Source organism: Paenibacillus sp. SRL342 (genome assembly GCF_984798905.1).
In genome coordinates this window covers 2923119-2947613 of the sequence record NZ_OZ481790.1, presented here as the reverse complement: position 1 = coordinate 2947613, position 24495 = coordinate 2923119, and the positions used below count along the sequence as shown (strand labels likewise).

3 protein-coding genes (1 of these 3 cut by a window edge) are annotated in these 24495 nt (G+C 48.5%); all 3 read right to left on the bottom strand.

The features are described from left to right. Tightly spaced (each overlapping or abutting the next), the 3 genes in view from AC4E8D_RS13450 to AC4E8D_RS13440 form a layout consistent with a single transcriptional unit that may run on beyond the window. Window positions 1-6111 carry the 5' portion of an SDR family NAD(P)-dependent oxidoreductase gene (locus AC4E8D_RS13450; RefSeq protein WP_339308079.1) on the bottom strand. Its footprint begins 3897 nt before the window's first position, so the window shows 6111 of its 10008 coding nt (coding positions 1-6111); the start codon lies at window positions 6109-6111; its stop codon lies beyond the left edge, outside the window. Then, window positions 6108-17906 carry an SDR family NAD(P)-dependent oxidoreductase gene (locus AC4E8D_RS13445; protein ID WP_490206318.1) on the bottom strand — a complete coding sequence of 3933 codons (11799 nt, stop codon included), beginning with the start codon at window positions 17904-17906 and terminating at the stop codon, window positions 6108-6110. Before AC4E8D_RS13445 ends, AC4E8D_RS13450 begins: the two co-directional genes overlap by 4 nt. Beyond that, window positions 17803-24495: a beta-ketoacyl synthase N-terminal-like domain-containing protein gene (locus AC4E8D_RS13440; RefSeq protein ID WP_449004450.1), complete on the bottom strand. Its 6693-nt coding sequence runs from the start codon at window positions 24493-24495 to the stop codon at window positions 17803-17805. Before AC4E8D_RS13440 ends, AC4E8D_RS13445 begins: the two co-directional genes overlap by 104 nt.

The following is a 24495-nucleotide window of genomic DNA, read 5'->3' as shown; positions in this document are numbered from 1 at the left end:
CTCGTACACACACTGCATGAACAATCGTTCCTGCGGATCCATCATCTCAGCTTCCCGAGGAGAAATCTGGAAGAACAACGGATCGAATTCGTCCACACCGTCCAGAAATCCGCCCCAGCGTCCATAGGTCTTGCCCGGTGTGCCCGGCTCTGAATCATATACCTGCTCCTGATCCCAGCGTTCAGATGGAATCTCGGTAATGCTGTCCGTTCCACTGCGCAGATTCTCCCAAAACTCATGGATGTTCCGTGCTCCCGGGTACCTTCCCGCCACACCAATAATGGCGATATCCTGCTGCGTATCGACAGGTGTGTCCTGTCTGGAGACATTAGTCTGTGATTCATTCATCCGTGGTGCATTCGTTTGAGTCTGTCCAAAAGTTAGATAGGGCGATCTGGTCTCTCCAGGGATGGATAAGACAGATTGCACTAAGGTCTGCTGTACTTTGACATGCTTGGCTTCCAAAGGTATGGATGCTGCATCTGAAGTTGTGTCGGGATCTCCCTCCCTTAGCAACCTGTCCAGTTTTTCGCCTTGCTCCTGTAGAAAGTAACTGCTCAAATCCCCGATCGTCTGGTATTCAAAAAATAATGTTTTGGGCAGTGGTCCAAATAAACTTTCCAGTTTGTTTGTCATCTGCATGATCAGGATTGAATCGATTCCATACTGCTCCAGAGGTGCATTCGCTCGAACGCGAGACTCGGGCAGTCCAATAACTTCGGCAAGAGTTTGGATCAAAAATTGAACCGTTCGTTTGGGTTTGTCAGCTGCCTGTGATCGGTTTGATTCCCCCACAGGAGAATTTATTTCTTTCATCGTTTCCAGTCTTTCGCTCTCACCATTGTAAGCCAGGAATCCCTGTTGGTTTTTGGAATGTAGAAGCCTCCTGATCCGGGTCATATCACCCGACAAAACAGCAATCTGTCCAGCTTCTGTTGCCAAAGCCCGATAGAAGGCCTGTATGCCGCTTGACGTTTCCATTCCCGCCAAACCGTAACGATGGAACATCCTTTGCTGAACGGTTTCAGGTATCGTCATACCCCCTTCAGTCCACAGCGGCCAGTTTATGGACAAGGTCCGCCCGTACCGCTCACCCTTCTGCACTCGCTGGTGCCGTTCAGATGCAAAAGAATCCATAAAAGCGTTGGCTGCCGCATAGTCGGCTTGTCCAGGGTTGCCAAACATCGCGGCAACAGCCGAACAAACGATGAACAGATCCAGTTTCTCCTCCCGAGTGGCTTCGTCCAAATGAACAATACCGGACACCTTCGGTGCAAAAACGTTGCGAAAATCGTCCTCTCTTTTAGCAAAAATGGGGTCATCCTGTATAATTCCTGCACAATGAATGATCCCGTTCAACTTACCAAACTCCATCTTGAATGAACTCACTAATTCTTGCACGGTCTGTCGATCCGAAATATCCCCTTGTCTGTAAAGAAGGTTTATTCCTTTCTCACGTAAAGCATCCAATGGCTTCCGAATGGTAGACAAGGATGCTCTCCCTACAGCAACAATGGTGCAGGAGGGTGCATGAAGCGCTATTTCTTCAGCCATGATAATCCCGAGAGCACCTGCTCCCCCGGTAATAACGTAGACCCCTTCGGGTTTCCATGGGATGTCGAATGCACTTTCAAATGGATCATGTTCAATCATTTTCCAGTCCTGAACATGACGAAGCCCAACACCTGATTGCCCTGGTGTACTCTTATAACGGATTAAACCATGCTCTGGGTAGTCCCGATTATCTACGAGCATGTTTGCCAGCATCTCCGATTCCGTTTCATTCAAAATCTCAATAACCTGACCATGAAAGAATGGATTCTCCAGTTCGGCCGTTCTTAACATAGCGGCAATTCCGCGATACAACGACAACTCGCCAGGAATGACAATTTGCAGCCATTTTTCATCGTTAACATGGGGCACTGCCTGCATCAGAAGAAGCCGGATCTCTTCAAGCACCTGCAAAGCGCCGTTGGTAAATAATTTGTCCCAAGACTGGTTGAAATCCGTTGACGGAATACGTACACTTTGAATGGAAAATCGCTGTAAATATTTCTCGATTCCTGGATAACTGTGATTGCTATCTTCGAATAAAAGCACCACATGATTGTCCACGGTTAAGGTCTCATTCCCGGAAACACCTCCGGCAAATGTGTCAACAGGTGCCACTCTCCAATAGGGTTCAGCCAGCAAAGTCCCTTCATCCCCATGCTGCTCTACCTGTCTAGAAAGCTCGCGGAACGTCAGCCCCTTGATTCGAAGGACAAGCTGTTCCTTATCGTCATATCCATCAATATCAACCTTTTTCGTTTCAACTAGAGCGTCATTCGGAGTACAGACGCGAACATGCGACCACATTAATGATGCACTGTTTCCCCGTATCTCCACTTGCTCCATGGCAAACGGAACCGGTGTTGTAACAGGTGGACCTCCTGCTGCCACCAACAGAAGTCCAATGGATGCCTGTAGGACACTATCTGTAAGACCAGGGTGAAGCTGACCTCCGCCATATTCATGGGAAAACTCTCCTGCAAGGCTCAGTTTGGCAAGCGCCTGATTGGTCCCGATGTACAACTCTTCAATTCCCTGATAATAATCCCCGTATTGCAGATCCATTTGTTTAAACTGGTTGTAACAACCTTCTCTTGTATAAAACCCTTCGGTGCATTGGGCTCTGATCTGTGTCAGATCTGTCTGTCCAACTTCCTGCGGCTCCATCATTGCCGCTTGCCCAAGACAGTGAACAACAGTCTCTTCCGCACCTTGGCTCTGTATCCGAAACTCGATTGCTCCCCGTTCAAGCGGATGAAGCAAGACGTCAACCTGAACAGGCTCTTTGTTCACCTGTAGTGGTCCATACCAGCCGATATGGCTCAGACTTATCCATGTCTGTTCTAGATCATCATGCGTATGAGCCATTTCCACTGCAGCACGAGCCATCTCCAGATAGGCTGCACCCGGAAATACACTTTCCCCTTGCACAATATGATCCTTCAGGAAAAGCTCTTCGCCATCAAAGGTGGAACTGAATTGGAGGGCAGCCCAATTCGAAGTATTACGATGCAGCAAAGGATGAAGCAACTGGTTTGAGTCCTCTATGCTCTGGTTAGCATGTTGTTGGATCGTATGATCATTTGTTGGTGGGTGACCAGCATCAATCCAGTACTTATCCTTGGCAAACGGATACACGGGCAGTGAGATTCGTCCTGCGGGCGCATGCTTAAACAACAATTCAAAATCAAGATGATATCCCTGCATATATAAGCTTGCTGCTGCTGCTAATTTTTCCGTAAATTCAGCCGAATTCGGTGATTCCGAACAATGCTGCAAACATTCATTTCCATAACGCATTAATGAAGACTGCGGGCGAAGTGTATGTGACAGTTCCACCACCTGAACTTCTGCTGCGGCTCCCTTTTCAAGCCACTTCTCCAATATTCTGATCAACTCTTGCTCATTACGGACAACACAGCTCAATCGGGAGTTCAGATGTTTTCGTCCCATGAGCAATGTATAACTCATATCCCAGCAGCTCACATCGGATTGTTCTTTGCAGAAGCTAACCAGTTGCTTGACTTGAACTTCCAATTGTTCCTGTGACTGAGCCGATAAAACAATCAGGTTCCCGGGACGATTGACCTTCTGACTTCCCATAACAGGTGCTTGTTCAATGACCATATGCGCATTCGTTCCACTGAAGCCAAAAGCGCTGATTGCGGCCATCCTTTTAACACCTGGCGGTGTGATCCAATCGATTGTCTCTGTATTGATGTAAAAAGGACTGCTTGCAAACGGAATGTGTTCGTTGCCTTCCTGAAAATGAAGGGAAGCTGGAATTTTTGCATGTTTTAAGGAAAGTAAAATTTTGATCAGTCCAGCCACACCGGCAGCGGCCGCAGCATGTCCAATATTCGTTTTGATTGAACCAAGAGCACAGTAATTTTCCTCCTCGGTGTATGACCGGAACGCTTTCACAAGCGCACTGTATTCAATGGGATCTCCCAATTTAGTTCCCGTTCCATGGGCTTCAACCAGTTGGATATTTCCAGGATGGATGTCAAAACGATTGTAGACCTCACTCATGAGTTGCTCCTGAGACTTCGCACTCGGCGCGGTGAGCCCGTTTGAGGCTCCATCCTGGTTAATGGCTGTACCGCGAATAACCCCATGGATGTTGTCCCTGTCACGCAAAGCGTCACTTAAACGCTTCAGCACTACAACTCCTGCACCTTCTCCAGGCACAAATCCGTCTGCCCGCTGGTCGAAAGTATGACATTTTCCTGTCGTTGAGAGCATGCCGGCCCGGTTGGATGCAATGAAAAAACCTGGGGTGGACTGTATAAAGACTCCTCCGGCAAGCGCCATTTCCGTCTCTCCAGACCATAATCCCTGACAAGCCAGATGAACTGATACGAGTGAGCTTGAACATGCCGTATCCACTGCAATAGCAGGGCCCTGCAAATTCAGATAATATGCAATTCGAGCAGGAATGACTGAACCCGAGTTGCCCCAGAATGCCTGCGGAACAGGATTCGGTCCAAGCAGTGTCCGGTAATCAAGCTCATTAAATCCCGCGTATACACCACACTTCAGCCCGGCAACTGCCTGCCCTGCATATCCAGCATCCTCCAGCGCCTTCCAACATTCCTCAAGAAAAATTCGCTGATGCGGGTCCATATGAGCAGCTTCCGTACCTGAAATGTTAAAAAATTGAGGATCAAATTCATCTATGTTTTCCAAAAATCCACCATGGCTGCAATAGGAAGTATCCTTTTCAAAATAAGATGATAGATCCCAACGCGTAACTCTCTCGACCAGATCCTTTCCTATGACTAAATTCCCCCATAAGGAATGAATATCATCTGACTGCGGAAATCGCCCGCTCATCCCAACAATAGCGATATCTCCCCGCTCCACCTTTAAAGGACTATAAGACTCTGGGAACACAAAATGCTGGTCATGATTGTGTTCGGATGAACCTTCTGTTTTGTATGCATGCGGGGCAGCAGCTTCAGAGCTCAACTCCACCGGATCTACAGATTTGGAAGTCTTTTCGATGGTTTGCACAAGGCCGTCCCTATACTTTTCAACGATATGGTTGGATAACAACTCAATGGAGCTATAATCAAACAGGCTGGAGACCTGCAAAGATATGGATAACGCCTCGTTGATCGACTGAATAAGCCGTACGCCTGTAATGGAGTCCACACCATATTCGGAGAAGGGTTCCTCTGAATCAATCATGGTGGTGTTCACTTTAAGCGAAGCAGACAGCATATCTGTAACGATCTCTCTTACATGTGCTTTCAATGTGGTTGCTGAAGTGCTCTCCAAACCAAGAGATGACTTGCTCGGCTTCTTTTCTTGCAGTTCAGGACGGCTTCCTGGAGAGAACGAATCATTGGACTGTAATTCAGACCGTGCCTGATTGGATGATCCAACTGGAGTAACTTCCGCGTCGATCTGCCTTACTATGCCGTCACTGTATGCCACAATGACCTGCTGCCCTTCCTCGTGCCAATCTTGTGCAGGAAATTCGATAGAATGAAAACCCGCTTCCAGTAACAGCTGTTCCCATACATGAGGTGCTACTCCGGGAGAATCGGTTAGACGAAGCTCGGGGTCCTCATACAGCCACCATCCATCCAACAAACCAAAGGTAAGGTGAGTAAAAAGGGAATTGCTGCTAATCTCGTTAATTAACAGCATTCCGCCTTGTTTTAGCAGAGCCTTCACATTACGCAGTGTTGTCCGCAAATCGGGAGTTGCGTGCAGCACATTGGCTGCGATGACCACATCATAGGCACCGGTGTCTATCTGTTGGGCAGACGGAGCATAACGAACATCAAACATACGATAATTCAGGAATGACCTGCCTGCTCCATACTTCTGTTCACCATGCAAAAGGAATGCTTGGGATACATCCGTATATGCATACTCTTGAATATGTTGTTCCACCGGTTTCAGTCTGTGCAAAACGGCTGCGCTTGTTCCTCCGGTTCCCGCCCCAATCTCCATCATGCGGAGAGCAGAGCTGTCCAACTGGATTTTATGCTGCACATAATGTAGTGCTGTTTCAGCAAGCACTTCGTTATAACGGTTTATTTTCACGTGTATATCCCCCCGACCAATTCCATAGAGGAATCAGGAAACATAATCTCGGTTGCTAGGCATTTTCCGCCGATAATATCTGGCAGCGCCTTCAGCATCGTTTCAACCAATCTGATTTGTGATTCCGCGCCGTGGTGTTTGATCCATCCGGGTTTGTTATGCTCCCATTCCTGCCAAGCCGTTTCGGCTTTCGGCTCGTCGTAATTGCATACCCTGTAACCAAAATCGGTTTTCATCAGATAGCCGTAACGGACTAGCGCGGTCAAACTTCCTCTGATCCAATGCGCATAGGTGTCCGACAAATTCTGTGTTAATTCAGCCAGAGTACCAGAGCTAACATCGGATTCAAACCAACCGGAGGCTTGCAGCTGCACCCACATCAGTTTTGCAAGCAAAGGCTCCATCTCTTGGAGCAAATGGCTTGTATTCTTGTCTGGGTGAGAGGTATGCACGAGGTCACGAGTCACTGGCCTGCTTGCCTTTAGAGGCTGATCCGACATATAGACTTGTACAGATTTTTGCATATTGATTCCAGGAATCAAATTTGTTTTTGTTTTTAACAAGGCAGCCTGTGTAAGATCTATGCTCATGAGCATCTCCAAGGCTTCCATCGCTTCTGGCGCCTCAATTGAACTCACACCCATCCGGTTCATGCGTTCCCTGTATTCCAATGAAGCCACACGGCCTACACTCCCCCAGAAACCCCAGTTCATAATTTTGACCGGACATGTCCAGGATTGTCGCAACCAATGCGCAAACGAATCTTTAAACATACAGCCCGCCGAGTAATTGCTCTGGCCTGGTTGTCTGGTAAAAGAGTTCATAGATGAGAAAAACAGGACAAAGTCCAGATTTTCTTTCGCAAATATGTTTGCCATCACAACACTTACATCCAGTTTGGCGACAAATACATGTTGAAACTGTTCCTCTGTCATCTGCTCCAGACTGCCATCTTGCAAAACAATTGCTGAATGCACAATACCATTTATGGTCTTGAACCGGCTTTTGATCGTTTCATACGCACTCATTAATTCCTCTTCACTGGCTGCATTGGCCGAAATATATTCGGGAGCAGCCCCCAGAGCTGACAAACGATTCTGTTTATTCCGTATCTCGTCGTTGTATTCACTTCTCCCGATCCATATCACTCTCGCCTGATAGGTCCGAATCATATATTCACTCCATACTTCTCCGATCCCGCCTGCCCCGCCAATGACAACATATATTCCACCATAACGATAATTGTTGTTGTTCTGAGGGGCATTGCTCTCCAGGCGAACAAGTTCCTGACTGTACCAGCGGTTGTTTCGATGGACCTGGAGATCCCCTTTACTTTTCGGTTCCAGTGAGAGCGCTCCACGAATGGAACGTTCATTGATGTTACCAGCTTGCAAATCCACAAGACGCACAGACCATTGTGGAAACTCCTGCGCCATTGAGCTGGCAAGACCATGAACTCCGGCATCCGCAGGATTAACCCGGTCGCTAGACCATACGGATTGTGTCTGACAGGTTAAGAATGACCATTCCAACGGACGATGACCATATCCCAATTGAATCATGGCTTTAATGATTCGAAACACATTTTTCACGCCCATATTCTGTGCCAATATCATATGATTCAGTGACGTTGGAGGGAGAGACATATGATTGGATAACCAAATGATATGATCAATCGTATCGACCTTTTTCAAGGCATTCATCAGACTGACGGGATCTACAGCAGTTTCCGCATCCATACGGATTGATTTTGCATGGATCTGATGAACCATCTCCCATTGCTCCGTTGTACCTCCAATGACCAGCCATCGTTTATATCCAGGATTGAATTCGGACTTTTCAGTCTTTTCGACTACTTCCCATATTGGGGTCAGCATAAGATTATGGTCCGATGGCTCCGATGGGGTTGCAAGAGGAGGTTCCTCCTGCTTAACTTTTGATTCACTTATCGTGTTGCCCTGAGATTGCTGCGGGATCCAGTATCTTTCTCTTGCAAATGGATAGGTCGGTAGGGCGATCCGTTGGGGTTTACCCTCAGCAACATATAATGTATTCCAGTCCAGGTTCAGACCCTGCACCCATAAATCCAGTAATTTCTCATGCTGGCCCTTCTGAATCCACCGGTTCACCATTTCTTCCATATCCTCATCCCGACTAAGGATGGAAAGCATCTCTTTACCCTTTTTCACATGACCGGTATAAAAAACCATTTGCGAAGCTTGTGTTTCCAGATTGTTTGCCTGTTCAACATACTCTTTTAGTTTCGCAATGAGTTCCTCTATGGACACCGCCAGCAAGCCCAGACGCTCTTCCATCGATTCACGTCCAACTTGCAAAGTATAGGACAGGTTCCTCATATCCGAATCCACATATATTCCGGTGTATAACGCTTCAAGTAAGTCTTTGGCCTTTGCCAAGAGTCGTTCCTGATTTCTTGCGGACAACACAACGATAACAGGAGATTTAGGGTGATCTTTGCCAACTGTTATCTGTTCCGAGTACATACCTGTCTGGGTATACTCTTCAATGATGATATGTGCATTGGCACCCCCAGCTCCAAATGAAGATACGCCTGCACGTCTTGGGATCTGCACTCCATCTATTTCCGGACGCTTCCATGGTCCGAGCAACTTCTGAACCACAAATGGACTCTGGGTAAAATCAATGTTTGGATTGGTCTCTTCCGCGTGCAAGGATGGCGCGAGTTCCCCATGCTGCAGCTGCAGCAACACTTTGGTTACCGCAGCAATGCCTGCTGCGCTCTCGCAGTGACCAATGTTGGATTTGGCTGAACCGATGGCACACTTGAAGTTGGATTGGACCGTCCGCTGAAATGCTTTTGTTAAACCGGCCACTTCAATAGGGTCCCCGAGCGAGGTTCCTGTTCCATGCGCTTCCACGTAACTGATCGTTCGCGGATCAATACCTGCTTCAAGCAGGGCGTCACCGATAACCTCAGCCTGTGCATTGGGATTTGGCACGGTGTATCCATTGGTTTTCCCCCCGTGATTCAGCGCCGATCCTTTGATCACACCGTAAATCCGGTCCCCATCCGCTATGGCTCTCGCCAACGGTTTCAACAGAACCGCGCCGACACCTTCACCCGGAACATAGCCGTCCCCACCTTGGCCAAAGCTCTCACACCGTCCTTTGCTGGACAGAAACTTCCCTTGAGACAAAAGAATATATTTGTTGGGATGAACCGACACATTCACACCGCCAGCTACAGCTACCTGGCACTCGTTCTGTCGCAGGCTTTGACAGGCCAAATGAATGGATGTTAATGACGACGAACACATTGTATCCACGGCCATGCTTGGTCCGCGAAAATTACAGAAATACGAAACCCGATTGGCAATGGAAGAAGGATTACCGTTGAATGCCATGGAATTCTGGGACCCATAGAGCTGATACTCCTCATACATCACACCTACATAGACGCCCACTTTCTCCGTGCTCAAGCTTTGTCTTGTGTATCCCGAATCTTCCAGTGTTTCATATACACACTGCAAAAAAAGTCGTTCTTGAGGGTCCATTGTTTCGGCTTCACGAGGAGATACCTTGAAAAACAACGGATCAAACTCATCCACACCATCCAAAAAACCACCCCAACGGCCATAAGTTTTGCCTAGAATTCCTGGCTCTGGGTTATACACCTGCCCGTGATCCCAACGTTCAGATGGAATCTCGGTAATACTGTCCATACCACTACGCAGGTTATGCCAGAATTCACCGATATTACGGGCACCAGGATATCTGCCCGCCATTCCGATAATGGCAATATCCTGATGCTGATTATTCTTGCCCTTTTGACCACCAGAAGGTGAGTCCATATGAATGGCAAGGTCCGGGTCCGTTTCTTTCAAAATAGGTTCGGCTTCGGGTTCGAATGGGGTTCCTGTCAGCAGCGTTCGTTTCGACATCACGGCGTGTGTTGGTGCGTGTGTTTGGGAGTCCGACACATTCTGTAAAATCGCTAGCACATTCTTCTGTGTCATTCCGGCTGGTTTCATCCCTCGTTGCTGAAGCAGCGTATCCAAACGAACCTGATGAATGTTCATAAAGTAATGACTTAGTTCCCTCAGGGTCTGATATTCAAAGAACAGCGTTTTGGACAGAGACCCCAATTCATTCTCCAATACGTCCGTCATCTTCATAATGAGCAGCGAATCGATACCATACTGCTCCAGCGGGACATCTGGCTCAATCCTTGATTCTGGCAAGCCAATCACGGGAGCCAATGTTTTAATTAACCAAAGGATGGTTTGATCCTCAAGATTGCCTTCAAGTCCAGCAACCTCTTCCGTATCCTCGATACTCACAGATATATCTGCTGTTGAACTCTTGGAAAGGTTTAATTGACCCACGAACTGCTCAGCGGTTGCGTGGAGGCTCATTTGTTCCAACAGTGTCTCTGCAGAAATATCCCATCCATGCCGAGTTAGCAGTCTGCGGGAAAGTTCACTCCATTGCACCGGGTCCAAACCATATTCGCTCCAGTCCATGTCCGGGTCCACGTCCTGCTCCCCTACGTTCAACAAAGCGGCCACTTCCAACGTGAGCACAGATACAGCTTCCTGTTGGGTCATGCCTCCCGCCAGAGGGGCTCCAAGCTTGATGGATAACGATTCCGGCGAAGGCGCTTGCCTATCTGCGTCTGCGTTTGCTGGCTCGATCGATTCAGTTAACCCCGAATCTACCGGCTCCAGCAGGCTTCTTCGCAGCACCGACAGCTTGCCTTCCGCCACCAATACCTGGTTGCCTCCACTCGCCCAGGCCTGATACAACGCCTTTACTCCCGACGCGGTTCCCAGCGGTCTCAGTCCATGCTGTTTCCACAGACGCTGCTTCCCCTCTTCCTCCAGCTGCATTCCGCCTTCTTCCCACAACGGCCAGTTGATGGATAAGGTTCTCCCTTGACACTCCCCGCGTTTCATCCGCGCATTTCGGCTCACCGCATACGCATCCATATACCCATTGGCGGCGGCATAATCACCCTGCCCTGCATTCCCCGTCACCGCTGCACCCGAGGAGAACAGCAACAGCACATCCAGCGCTTCGGTCCCGATCGCTTCTTCCAGATTCCGTATGCCGACTACTTTCGGAGCCAGCACGGCCTGCCAGTCGGATTCCGTTTTGTATCGCATCAGACTGTCCCGGATTTCTCCGGCACAATGCAGCACCCCGTTCACCTGGCCATACTGCTGACGGATACGCCCGAACAGTCCGTGGACCGCCTCCCGATCGGTGACGTCCACTGCTTCATAAAGCACCTGGGCAGGGAGCTGCGCCATCTCTCGCTGTACCGCCTCTGGCATCGCCGGGGATCGGCCAGTCAATATAAGCGTACTGCCTTCCGTTTGGGCTGAAATCTCCCGGGCCCAGATCCGTCCCAGGCCACCGGCTCCGCCTGTAATGACGTACACGCCTCCGTCTCTCCAAGGGGACAACAGTGGGACACTGGTCTTCCGCTTTGTCTTCACCTCTGTCTCTGCATTCCCATTCGTCATCTCATCCATATCCACATTTGTATCCATGTCCACGTCGACCGCCTGCCAGCCCACTCGCTTCAGCTCACCCGCTTCCCAACGCAGGTGGCTCTCCTCCGCATGGAGCGCACACTGGTGCAACTGTTCGGTCAATATGGCGGCCGATGTCTCTGGCTGGACTTCGACAAGCTGTGCCAGACAGCCCGGATGCTCCAGTCGCACCGTCCGCAGCAGCCCGCTCAGGCCGGCGAACCGTCTTCCTTGTTCATCTCCCGCCACGACGACCTGCACAGCCATCCGGTGGCTTCGCTGCATCGCAAGCTGCTGCTGCACATGGTGCAGAATGGCCTGAACAGCCTGTCCGTATCGCGCCTCCAACGACCCCGTTAACACCATCTGCTTCCAGGACACATCCGCAGCCGCGAAGTCTTGCGGGGCCCAATCACACAGCAGCACCGCGGGTTCAACCCCCACAGCTTCAGCCGGTAGGGAGCGCTTCGGCAGCTCCTGCCACTCGGGCTGCACCAGCAGCACACCTTCCCGGCTTTCGGGTACACGCGAGGTCACGCCCCGCAGTCGAATGCAAACCTGTCCCTCTGAATCGCACAGCTCCAGATCCAGTTTACGGACGCTAGCCTCAGCGGAAGATGCCGCAGACTCGGGGCGAACACGCACCACCGCCCACATGTGCGCCTGGCAAGGGGATATCACTTCCGCCTCCTCCAGTGCAAAAGGCAACGGAGCGGAGGCGGGCGGGTTCCCATGTCGTTCTGTTGTGCTCGCAAGGGCCGTGCTCTCCAAGCTTACTGCCCCCTCCTGAGTAGTGGATCTCAGCACTTCCGCGATCTGATCTCCGGCCAGCAGGGCGATGGATGCTTGCAAGGCCCCATCCACCATACCGGGATGCAGCACAGTATCCGCTTGCCCTTCGAAGAGCGCTTGTGGCAGACGCAACTGCGCCAAGGCCTCGTTTGCCCCCCATTGCAATTCGGCAATGGTCTGATGGGACGGACCGTACTCCAGACCCAGTTTTCGGAATGCTTCATAACAAACTGCTCCACTGGCCTGTCCCTCTGTACACCGGCTGCGCACAGCCTGCAAATCCAAGGTTTGCACGGCTTCTACGAGAGGTCTTCCCACACTTACACGCCCTTGACTATACACCGCTTCTCCAGATTCAATTGCAGACTCATTTGCTGGCGCTGCCGAAACTCCATAGGACAGGCTTCCATCTGCCTCGGCCTCAAGCACGAGATGAACCTCCAGAGGCTCCTCTCCAACAACGAGCGGCCTGCTCCACATTACATGCCGCAGCAGCAGACTGTGTGTGAGCGGAGGCCAATTCGCTGCATGCGCCGCTGCTGCCCGGGCCATCTCCAGCTGAACAACAGCTGGAAGCAGCTTGTGCCCCTGTACAACATGATCGCTTAGGAAAGGCTCATTTCCATTGAACTGACTACTGTACCACTGGCCCCGCAGCAGATCCGAACGGTTGTGGTGCAGCATGGAGTGCAGAACTGTAACCTTTTTGCCGAAACCTGCAGTCCCGCTCTCCCTTTTTGCATGGACCATGGGGACCCAATAGCGTTCTCTTTGAAATGAATAGGTAGGGAGACTGATTCGAGTAGGCCTGCTGTCCTTCTGGTACATGCTGTTCCAATCAATGGTTATTCCTTTGGCCCATACTTCAGCGATTGAAGCCATCTTTCTTTTGTTCATCCATATTTCGATTGCTGTCCGAATGTCTTCATCTGATTGAAACAGTTCTGTGATCGCATCTTCTTGAAGCCTGACTTCTCCCTCATAACCAGCCCGACTGTTCAAAGATCCAATCCGCTGGCCTTGGTCTTTGCTTTGCACATACTCTGTACATTTCCTTCTCAGCTCTTCAAGAGAACTGACAACAAAGGCAACCCTGTATCGCATATGCTCTCTGCCCACCTGCAGCGTGTATGCCAGATTGGATAGCTTGATTCCCCGTGTGGCGGCGGAATTTTGATGTTCCTTACTGGTGGAGAGATAATTCATCATGTCGCGCACATGATCAAGCAGACTTGTTTGACTTTTGGCAGATAACGGAACAATGACTGGAAGCTCGGACTCCAAATCTGAACTGGAATTTACTGCTGTTGGTGCATATTCTTCAACAATCAAATGGGCGTTACTGCCGTTTGCTCCGAAGGAGCTAATACCCGCTCGCAAAGGATGGGTTTCTGGAGTGTTACGATCTGCCTTCATAGTTCTCCAGTCCTTTCCTTCCCTCTCCACATAAAAAGGAGTGTTCTGAAAAGGAATGTACGGATTCAGACGTTCCGCATGTAAGGAAGGAAAAATCCGATTGTGTTTCATCTGTAACAGTACCTTGGTTAACGCAGCCACACCCGCAGCCGCTTCCAAATGCCCGATATTGGACTTCAGTGAACCAATTGCACAACTCTGTTCCGGCAGTGACCAGTCCGCCAATGCTTTATTCAGTCCCTGTACCTCGATCGGATCTCCGAGGGACGTTCCTGTGCCGTGTGTCTCAAAATAACTGACCGTTCGAGGATCAACCCCTGAACGTTTGAATGCATGTTTAATAACTTCCGACTGTGCTGTTGAGTCTGGTACCGTTGGGCCTGATGTTTTTCCTCCATGATTGATTGCAGACCCTTTAATAACACCATAGATGGAATAACCTTGCTCTTCGGCATGACTCAGACTGGTCAGCAACACCGTTCCTGCTCCCTCACCCGGCACATATCCGTCTCCGCCCTCTCCGAAACTGCGGCATCGTCCATCGGATGATAATAGCTGTGCCTCTTTCAAAAACATGTATCGATGTGGATGCGTAATGACGTTGACTCCGCCAGCAAGAGCATACTCACATTCCTCATTTCGAATGCTTTCGCAGGCCAGATGAATGGCCGTTAGTGCGGAGGAACACATGGTATCTACCGCAAGAGAAGGACCATGGAAATTCATGCAATACGATACCATGTTTGCAACGGACGCTGCACTGATCCCCAAGGATGTAGGTACACCGCGATCTGTCAATTCCGATGCAAACAGCTCATAATGATTCCAGAATACGCCGGCAAATACACCTACACTCCGGGTACCTGTTGAAGCATCCTGGTGCTGACTGCGTTCAACGCGAAATCCCGCATCTTCACAGGCTTCCCATGCCGTCTCCAGAAAAAGTCTTGCCTGGGGGTCCATCATCTCCGCCTGACGGGGAGATAAATTAAAAAATAGTGGATCGAACTCATCAATCTTATCGATGAATCCCCCAAACTGATAATATGATTCCGGCGTATACGAAAACCGCCCCTGTTCCCAACGATCTCTGGGAAAACCTGTAATGCAATCCTTACCTGATAACAGATTGGCAGCAAATTCATCCACATTCCGAGCCATCGGATAGCGGCCAGCCACACCAATAATGGCTATATCTTCTGTATGCATTTCCGATGGTCTCTTTTCTTTTCGAGGAACCTCATGATTTAAAAGTTTTGCTGCAGAAGGGCCCTCCACATGGATAGTAGTTTGTGCAAAACTTCGGATAAACGAAGGTTTACCATACATCACAACAGTCTGCGTTGATGCATTCATCATAAGCGAATCGAACAGTTGCATTCCTTCGTCTTGAGGCAGCGGGGCCAATCCCGTTTTGACTTCCAACTGCTGCTGGTAAACTGGATCGATCGACATGCCTCCATTCGCCCATAGAGGCCAATTAATTGAAAGGGTTCTGCCTGATCGCTGTCCTGCCACAACCTGTTGCTGACGCCGCTCTGCAAACCGATCCATAAAAGCGTTACCACAAGCATAATCTGCTTGTCCCATATTCCCGAGCACAGCCGATAGTGAAGAGAATAAAATAAAAAAGTCCAGTGGTTGATCACGAGTATATTCATCCAGGTACCAAAGTCCGCTCACTTTAGGGCCTAGCACTTCCGAAATATTCTCTTTTGTTTTCTGTAAAATGAATTGGTCCCGGGTAACTCCTGCACAATGTATGATTCCCCGAATAACTCCCAGACTGGTCCGAATCTGCTGGATGACATGACTCGTCTGCTCGCTATGCGTTAGATCTGCCTGAAAATAATGAACATCCGCTCCCAGACTCTTCAACTCCGATATCTTATCGGACTCTTTTTTGCCAAGAGAAGAACGCCCCACCAGCGCCAATGTAACCCTCCCTTGCTCAGCCAAATGGCGACCTACCATCAAGCCTAATCCACCCAATCCACCAGTAATCAGATAAACACCATCTTTTGCAACATACTGGCTTTTCTGCAGCATCGGTATCGGCTTCTCACGGTATTTTTTCACCATCCGCACACGAGATTTTCCGGTGTAACACACTTCACTGACTCCCGAGGAATGTGTTACTCGCTCTTTCTCCAACCAGTCCGCCCATTGGGTTCTTGTAACGTTATGAATATCATTCACCGTGATGATCTGTCCATGTAGATGAGGGTTCTCTGCATGAGCTGTTCTTAAAAGGGCTCCCATCGCGCCTGAAAAATCAGTGCCCGTTCCTGACGGACCAATTATTTGAATATGGGTCTCCGCTTTGGGAAACTGCTGCATGTAATTCTGAAGCCAGACTATACTTTGCTCGCACATTTGTTCAAATGACTGTGGCATGGTACGTTCACTGGTTAGTGTGACAACCTCTGATTGCGGAAAACATTCCTTGATCATTTGATCATGTCCAATTGCCTGCTCGCAAAGAATAACAACGTGGCTCCGCACTGTGTTTGAGGTGTTACGCATATGCAGCGTGACCTCTTCCCAGAAGGGTTCGAGCATGACAGATGAGTAATCATCACTCTTTCCCCGATCATGATTGAGTTCTGAAGTTTTGATGCTTGCCTTGCTGGCCGAAGCTTTGCTCTCCGTGTACTGATTTTCAGTAAATGCCTCAGGCCAATGTTGGTGCAGGTATGCAGCAAGAGACTTAATATTGGAATATTCAAATAACAGCGTGGGGTAAAGCTGCTCCTTCACTTTGTTCTCCAGCGTCCTTGAAAGGTTGATAAGCTGCAAGGAATCCAGTCCCATCTGATAAAATCCCAGTTCTGTGTCCAAATTCGCTTCAGATGTTCCAAGCACTTTGCCTATCTCTACCTTTAAATAGTCCGCAACCTGCTTCGTGTTCCCTTCTGGAACACCTCTTCGCTGATTCGATAGTTCGGATGTATCATCTATGATGACAGGTGAATCTTGTATATTGACCTTTGTGGCCAGCTCTGGTACAGATGAATCCTCTGAACCTGAGCCTGCTACCCCATTTGGATTCTGATGTACTTCGGCCCATTGCTGTATCAAATGAGGATTACGAATACGTTTAGCGGTTAAACGCTCAAATTCAACCAAGGACTTGCCAGCAGAATCAACCACTCTAATATCTGTAGAAATCAGATCTGGTGATGAGACAGAATTATCGTTTATCAATGGTCGAGCGAGCGAGTACACACCAATGGTGTCAGGTAACGGACCATAAATACAGAAGCGTTCAATCATAAAAGGAATATAGGGAGTCTGATCATCAAACATCCCCTGTGCTTTTTCCTTTAAACGAAATGAGGAGCCCGCAAAAGTTGCCCCATCCAAAAAAGCTGCATGTGCATAAAATTCATTGGAGTAAACGGAAGCCTGCTCACTGAGATTCAGACACATAAGCTCCTGATTCTCATATTGGTAGACGACCCCTGAAGTTTGCATAAATGGCCCATGCTCGATGTTGACCTGCCTCGCCAATTGATAAACCTCATCCATGCTCCACTGATCTCGGGATTGAGTTTTCAGATCCTGAATATGGATCACGGGTGGATTAAACTCAGGATCAACAAGAAACATCGTACATTGCATATGTTGTTCTTCACTGCCCTGATCGATGGTACCATTCATCACTTTGTTGCTTGTAATGGTTACCCTCCATTGCAACTCTGAAGGTACAGGTGAGAACGTCACAGCAATCTCGCGATCAAATTGCTCTGATGTCACAATGGGCGTTGTAAACAAAATCTGCCGCAATTCGACAGAGTGTGTCTCCAAATATAAAGCCGACAAACGATAGATCATATCCAGTAGGGTGACCCCGGGTAACGTACAAATTCCGTGTACACGATGATCCTGAACGATGGCGTTGCTGTGGCTTAAACGTTGCACGTATGTTTCTTGATTGCGACCTATCAACGACAGTTCCCCCTTACTGCAATTTTTTCGGTGTGAAGAAAGACAGCATATGCTCAGGCTTACGATGGGTTTGTCCTGAAGACGATCCGAACACCAAGTTTTTCTCCTCAACCTCATCCGGCCAAAACCGGGCTCTATTCCAGATAATGCGATTGAAACGAGGTTCCAGTGTTGCTTTATTTGGGTCTGGTACACCTTCATTGCTGACAAGGATATGAGCGTTATTTCCTCCGAGTCCAAACGCGCTGACACCCGCACGCAACACTTTATTGGTCCAAGGTGTAAGTTCTTGAACAAGGAATAACGGACTTTCTTCAAACCGAAATCTCGGATTCGGATGCGGACAATTTAAACTGGGCGGGATCTGACCATGTACCATACTCAGCAAAACCTTGATCATGCTAACTGCCCCTGCTGCACTCAACAGATGTCCCACATTGCTTTTGACACTTCCCACACCGCAAAGATCCCCCTTTTTCATACTGGTTCCCAGCACTTGGGTTAACGCTTTAAGCTCAATGGGATCTCCAATGACCGTGCCTGTTCCATGTGTTTCTACATAATTGATTGAAGCCGGATCAATATTTGCATCCTTGATGGCACGTTCGATTAACGACTGCTGAGCCTGGGGATTCGGTGTGGTGACGCCCATTGTATGACCATCATTGTTAATCGCAGAGCCATCAATCACTCCGTAGATTTTGTCACCGTCCGTTATGGCCTGTTCCAATCGTTTCATGACGATTACTCCACAGCCCTCCCCAACCCCAATTCCATTAGCGGAGGCATCAAAGGTTTTACATTGTCCATCTGGTGACAGCACCTTTGATGCAGTCAGGGAAAGATAAGGGGTCTCGTCCAATAAAACTTCAACCCCACCGGCGATCACCAGATCTGCTTCCCCATTCTGCAAACTCCGGGCACCCAGATGGATGGCTGTTAGGGAACTGGAACAAGCGGTGTCCACGACCATGTTGGGACCTCTGAGGTTATATAAATGAGCCAAATGTGCCGTAATAAAATTTTGACCTGTGCCAATAATGGTTTGTTTGTTGTCCCGACGTATTTTGCTCATGAAATGACCTGTTCTTGCCCCTGCAAATACACCAACCTCAAGCGACTCAAGCTGACTCTTTCCATATCCTGCATCTGCAAGTGCTTCAGCGCTAACCTCAAGCCACTGCCTTTGCAAAGGGTCCAGATGAGTTGCCAGGGAATGATCCATTCCGAAAAAATCGGGATCAAACCATTCCAGCTCATCGAGAAAAGCCCCCCATTTGCTCATGCTTTTCCCGGCTTTGCCATCAGGATGGTAGTACGTTCTCCAATCCCACCGGGATGACGGAATTTCACGTATACTGTTTTTGCCTGTTTTTAGATTGTTCCAAAATTGTTCCGGGTTCACCGCATCCGGGAAATGACAGGCCATTCCAATGATGGCCACTCGGGATCGAGAACGATCTTTGGGCGGCTGGAGAATCTGTCGAGCCTCATGTCTGTTGATCTGTTCGGGAGATGTACGTGGACTTGTTGCGTATTTTTGCAGCAAAGCCCCTGTCAGTCCTGCAATCGTTGGATAGTCCAAAAAAAGACCAGGTTCCACCACAGGAATTTGAAGTTCGCGTTCCATCCGGCGTGCCAGCTGAGCAATCAAGATTGAATCCATCCCGAAATGTTCGAAGGATCGGTCCGGGTTCATTTTCTCGGGTTCAATACACAATTCCTCGGCGAATATGGAACTTAATTTCATCTGTAATATCTCGGATGTATCAGAAAAAGGAACACCACTTGTCATAGGTATTTCGGACATCGTTTCTGCTTTCACCACTCTGGAAATTCCCAATTTCCCCTCAGTGTCAATGAATTCGCTACTCACGATTGCCGGAAGCATAACTGCACCTGGTTGAGTGATTAGTGCCCAGTCCAGCAGCTTCAATCCTTCTTCATCCGTGATGCTAAGCAGACCGGTTTCGTTATAAGCTTGACTTGGAAACTCACCCATCCCGGATTCCTTCCAGTTCGGCCATTGGATACTGATGAGTGGACTGGTATGGGCATTCGCTTCGGCATAATAATCCATGTAGGTGTTAGCCATAGCGTAATCGCTTTGTCCGACACCAAGTTTCGAAATGGCTCCAGCCACAGAAGAGAACAGGACAAAAAATTTCAAAGGATCGTGACGGAAGCATTCATAGAGTGCTACAGTGCCTAATATTTTGGGAGACAATACGTTCCGAATCGACTCCAGTGGTTTACGAATAAAGGCGGGATTTTCCATGTCGGCTATGCCAGCTGCGTGAATTACTCCTCCGGCTACGCCCATCGTTGAACGTATGTGTTTTGCAGCCTCCAGAAGTTTCTCTTTATCACCTATATCAAAAGACAGTACTTCAATCTGAACGCCCTGCTTCTCCAATTCCAGGATACTTCTAACTTTACTGCCGATCTCATCTTTGTCCTCGCGTCGTGCCCCCCATTCATGTCGAGATGGAAATGGGGTCTGACCCATCAGAACAAGTTTACGGACCCCGTAGTGTCGGACGGCATGCTGCGCACAATGCATGCCTAGACCCCGTGTCCCTCCAGTGACCCAAAGAACGTGATTGGAGGGAAAAGCGAGTCGGTTTTGATTCAACTGCTGTATATTGATGTTTTCGAGTGTATCAAGATAAGCACTGTACCGCTGTCCTTCACGATAACAGACTTCCTGTTCCTTACCCGTATGAGTTAACTCCTGAACGATTTGTGCTGCGACATCAAGCTCACTGTCAGCCGGGTCCACATCGATATGCCGCGAAATAATATGTCTGTACTCACTTTGTAGTATCCTGTAGAGCCCAGCCCGTTCTGCTCCACCTAGATAAATCGATTTATTTTGGAAAGACTCCAGCCCCATAGTGACTCCAAGCAGCTTTAATTCTTTGTGACCACGGGTATCAATCATTTGTTGAAGCCTTGCTAACCAGTAGATCAGTTTGTCCAGCATCATTTCTTCTGCTTCCATCTTTCGCCCACAACCTGACAGATCTATAAAAGCATCACAATTCATCAAAACATCGAGCAAACGTCCAGAGTCCTGCTCCTCCTCACTCACAAGCACAACCTGGCTGCCCTGTATCATTTGTGAAAGTTTATTGGCAAGCCCAACGGTTTCCAGTGTAGATCCAACCACAACTTTTCCATGCCCAGGATCAGGATTTGTAACTGCCGAATGCTTCCATTGCTTCAAAAGAAGCTTTGCTATTCTCTCCTCTTTGTTGTCAGAAGCAACATTCGAAATCTCACTTTTTACATCTGTTTCAACGGACCTCGTCGCTATCCCAGACCTCACCCAATATTTTTCCCGTGCAAAAGGATACGTTGGCAGAGGTATTCTTTTATACTTTTCTGTCAAATAAAGCCGGTTATAATCCAATTCATACCCTTGTACATACAGTTCTGCAATAGTATGCAGGTTTTCAACATATCGCGAATCATCTAATGATTCGGTAGCTATTTGTTGGATACATTCATTGCCAAAACGTCGAAGAACGGATTGCTCTTGGGAAGGCTGGCCTGATAAATCCGTCGTGTAGATCTGTGATGAGCCTCCGGTGTCCAGCCATTGTTCCAAAATGGAGGCCAGATCGTCCGAATGCTGGACTACACAGGCTGCCCGATGCTCCAAATGCCTTCTCCCCGTCATCAAAGTGAAGCTTGCACTAGCAAAATCAAGCCGGGCAGCCACTTTCCCGTAATGTTGCACCATTCGTCTCACTTGTTCCCTTAACTGTCCTGTCGATTGTGCAGACCACACCAATAGATAACCCGGTTTATGTATTAAAGGAGACAACTCTCCGGGAGGCTCCTCAATGGCAAGGTGAGCATTGGTTCCACTAAAGCCAAATGAGCTTACAAGTGCAGCCCTTTTTTGTCCGGGGGGTGTATGCCATGGAATTAATTGAGTGTTGACATAGAATGGACTTTTCGAAAAATCAATATCTGGATTCGCTTTGGAATAATGAATGGATGGCGGAATCTGTTGATGTTTCAAGGCCAATAATAATTTGATCACACCAGCTATGCCCGCTGCTGCAATCGAATGTCCCATATTGGACTTGATCGAACCTAGTGCAGCATATTGTGAACGACTTGTATACTTCCGGAAACTTCGATTCAGCGCATCGAATTCAATGGGATCACCCAACTTCGTTCCAGTACCATGTGCTTCAACCAATTGGATCTGCTCCGGATTAACACCGAACTGGTCGTATAACTGGCGTTCCAGTCTTTCCTGCGAAGCTCTACTAGGGGCTGTGATACCATTGGTACTCCCATCCTGATTGATACAGCTGCCTTTGATGATCCCGTGTACATGATCGCCATCTCGGATGGCATCCTCCAGCCGTTTGAGCAACACGGCTCCAACACCTTCACCCGGTACAAAACCGTCTGCACGTTCATCAAAGCTATGACACCTTCCAGCAGGGGACAACATGCCCGCCCGACTAGCAGAATTATAAAAATCAGGCGTCGATTGCACAAACACTCCACCTGCCAGAGCAAGCTCCACTTCCCCTGACCATAGAGCTTGACAAGCCAGATGAATGGCAACCAACGAACTAGAACATGCGGTATCCACTGCGATTGCTGGCCCCTGTAAATTCAGAAAATAGGATACCCGGGCAGGTACGATGGATGCAGCATTACCCCAAAAAGCTTGTGCAGGTGCCTGTTCACCGACCAACTTCTCATAGTCTCCTCCGCAATATCCGGTGTAGACTCCGCATTTGCGGCCATGAATCAGTTCCCCTGCATATCCAGCGTGTTCAAGGGTTTTCCACGATTCCTCCAGAAACAATCGCTGCTGTGGGTCCATATGCATTGCTTCAACATTGGAAATTTTGAAAAACAAGGGGTCAAAACAGTCGCTATCTTCCAAAAAAGCTCCATGATTATTTTCCGTTTTCTCTACGGATGATCCTGTCTGTTCCGAAGTCCACCGCGCCCCACGCTGAATCAAGTCATGACCTGCGGCCAAATGCTCCCATAATTCATCCACATTATCCGATTGCGGGAATCTGCCGCTGTAGCCAATGATCGCAATATCCTTGTGTCTGTTGTTGGAACCGGGGGATGTTATATCGCCATCGGAATGACTCTCCATGGCATCATCCAACGTGAACTCTCGCTCTTCACTAATCCGTTCAGTTCGTTGAACGTCGGGCTTCTCGGCACTGCAACCTCCATGAAACTCCATTTGTTGTTCTGGCTCCAGCGGTTTCTCCTGATACATAGGGGCAATATACTGTGCAAGCAGGTTGACACAAGGAAAATCAAAAATATCAGTGGTGAACAGCTCCGTTCCCAATCGTTCATTAATCGAATGAATTAATCGAACACCCGTTATGGAGTCAACCCCATAATCGGAAAAAGCCTCCTCATGGTCGATAAGCTGTGCCTCCACTTTCAAAGATTCGCATAGTGTCCGAACAAGCACTTCCTTTATGTACTTCAGTTTTTCTTCGGATGAACGTGAACTCTCCAATTCAGGTAACCGGATTTCTGACGGTTTTTCCTGCATATTCTGCGAATTACGGCTCGTTTGACTTTGGACCTGATGTTTTACCGTTTGCTCATGTTTCAAGGTTTGCTGACGTACCACGCCATTGCTTGTCCCCATTATCACTTGCTGGCCCTTGAATTCGTCAGTGTGAGCCAGTAACTGAACTTCCCCGAACCCCTCGGATAACAATACGTTTTTCCAAGTTTCCTGTTCAAGCAAAGGTCCTCCGGAAATACGCAGAGCAGGGTCCACATAGCTCCACCACCCATCCAATAACCCAAACGTAAGGTGATTCATAAGCGTATTTTCGGTAATTTCATTAATCAAAAAGACACCCTTACAACGGAGCAATGCCTTAACATTCCTTAAGGCAAGGCGAATATTAGGAGCAGCATGCATGACATTAGTTGCTATCGCTATATCATAGGTCCCCGCTTGCAAAGATTGGGTGGACACCGGTTTGGACAAATCAAACGTTCCGTATGTAAGGTACGGATAACGCGGGCCATATACCTTTTGGGCATGACTTAAAAAAGCCTGGGAAAGATCCGTATAACAGTATTCCAGAATATGGGGATAAAAATCATTCAGACGGTTAAAAACTGCCTGGCTCGTGCCTCCTGTTCCAGCTCCGATCTCCACAAGGCGAATATGTGCACTCGGCTCCCGCACAAGTTGCTGTTTTATAATAGCTGCAACCCGATCTGCCAAAACGGCATTGAAATAATCGGCAGCAGGATTGTTCATGTAAATGTTCTCCACCAGATGCATGGAACTATTCGGAAAAATAATGTCGGTTGCGGACTTCTGACCAGTCAAAATGTCCGGCAGTGCTCGGAGCGTGGCATCCAGCAGTGGAATGTAGGAAGACACATTTGGATCGGATAGCCACAGCAATTTTTTCCTATCCCATTCCTTCCATGCATGAGCCAGGTCCGTATCGTTGGTCTGAATCAAGGGATTTACAGCGTCAGTAGAGGTGCAATAACCGTATTTTCGCAAATAAAGGAAACTCTCCCGCCACCATCTTTCGTAACGCTCGATCAATGAATCAGGTATTTCTGCTACAGCTGCATCTTCACCCCGGAAATTACTCAAAAGTCCTGCAGCATGCAGTCTGCCCCATAATAATTGACCCAACAACTCTTTCAGTTCTGTCAT

What these genes read in the sequence shown, in the direction of transcription:
- AC4E8D_RS13445 (WP_490206318.1), bottom strand. Translation starts at nt 17,906, where the DNA reads ATGAGGTTGAGGAGAAAAACTTGGTGTTCGGATCGTCTTCAGGACAAA.
- AC4E8D_RS13440 (WP_449004450.1), bottom strand. Translation starts at nt 24,495, where the DNA reads ATGACAGAACTGAAAGAGTTGTTGGGTCAATTATTATGGGGCAGACTG.